The organism is Pseudomonas sp. HR1 (assembly GCF_030175875.1).
Taxonomy (GTDB): domain Bacteria; phylum Pseudomonadota; class Gammaproteobacteria; order Pseudomonadales; family Pseudomonadaceae; genus Chryseomonas; species Chryseomonas oryzihabitans.
The window spans coordinates 1-1,075 of the sequence record NZ_JASNRF010000033.1 but is presented as its reverse complement, the minus strand read 5'-3'; the positions used below and the strand labels follow the sequence as shown (position 1 = coordinate 1,075).

The 1,075-nt window shown below is 56.0% G+C and carries 2 protein-coding genes; both read right to left on the bottom strand.

Features of this window, described 5'->3' with window-relative positions; genetic code table 11:
• A partial coding sequence (locus tag QKY98_RS23405) for an SLAC1 family transporter (protein ID WP_284671676.1) occupies positions 1 to 753 on the bottom strand: 753 nt, incomplete at its 3' end.
• A 129-nt stretch (positions 754 to 882) separates the two neighbouring features.
• On the bottom strand, positions 883 to 1,075 hold a 193-nt coding region (locus QKY98_RS23400; protein ID WP_502945102.1), incomplete at its 5' end, for a COG4315 family predicted lipoprotein.

The following is a 1,075-nucleotide window of genomic DNA, read 5'->3' as shown; positions in this document are numbered from 1 at the left end:
CGCACCTGTACCAATGGGGCCAAGCGATAACCAGCTCGATGCAGCCATGTTCTCGTGAGGCAGCTTGTGCAGTGCCATCCGCAATAGCAGGATCACGAGGACACTTAGGGCGACAGGTACCGAATAGGCCCAAAGCACATAGCTGGTCACCAGCACGGTGAATTGGTGCCCGCCATCGGCTAGGTGCGGTGCCAACAGCCCGCCACTGGCAGCGGCCACTTCGGCGGCTACCACAGGTAGCAACCATACCGCCGTCATTTGATCGATGCTGTGCTGCTGACGAGTAAACATCAGGTACGGAATCGCTACTCCGCAAACCAGTGCCATGGCCGCATCGACCCACCAAAGTCCGGTGGCAATCGTGACAGCCACCTCACCCCATCGTGGCAGCCCAAAGATCAGCATCCCATTGATGATTGTTGCCAACCCCATCGGAATGGTGCCGAAGAACATCGATACGGTGGAGTGGGCAAAAATTTGCTTGGCTTCGTTGTAGAACAAGATCCAGCGAGCGGCATACAAGCCGCTGAATAGAACGAAAAGCAAAATGTTGAACAGCCACAGTCCTTCGGCGATCAGACGCAAGCCGGGTACCGACGCGGGAAAACTCGCTAAGGCGATTGCCAAAATACCGGTGCCCATCGTTGCCGCAAACCAGTTGGGGGTGAACTGGCGAACGACTTCGAGCGGCTGCTTGAGCTGGCTGAGCGGCTTGCCGCCGGTGCGCAGGGCTATAGCATCCTTTAATGTCATGAGGTGAGCTCCGCTGAGGAATGCAAACAGTCTAGCCCGGCTCGATTATCTGAAAAATTGAATATGATATAAAAAGTAATCTACTAAATAGATAAGCAGTCCCCGCTGTCCGCAGGGACTGCTCCACGATCAAGGCTTCGCGACGTGCCAGACTTGATTGACACCTTCACCGGTCGTTTCACCGGGCTTGCTGTCCTTTACCCAGGTATAGAGTGGCTGCCCCTTATAGGCCCATTGCTGGCTACCATCCTCACGCTGTACTACGGTATAGCCGTCACCGCTCTTGGCCCCTGCCGGTGCCATCAGCGGCGGCCAGTTCTTG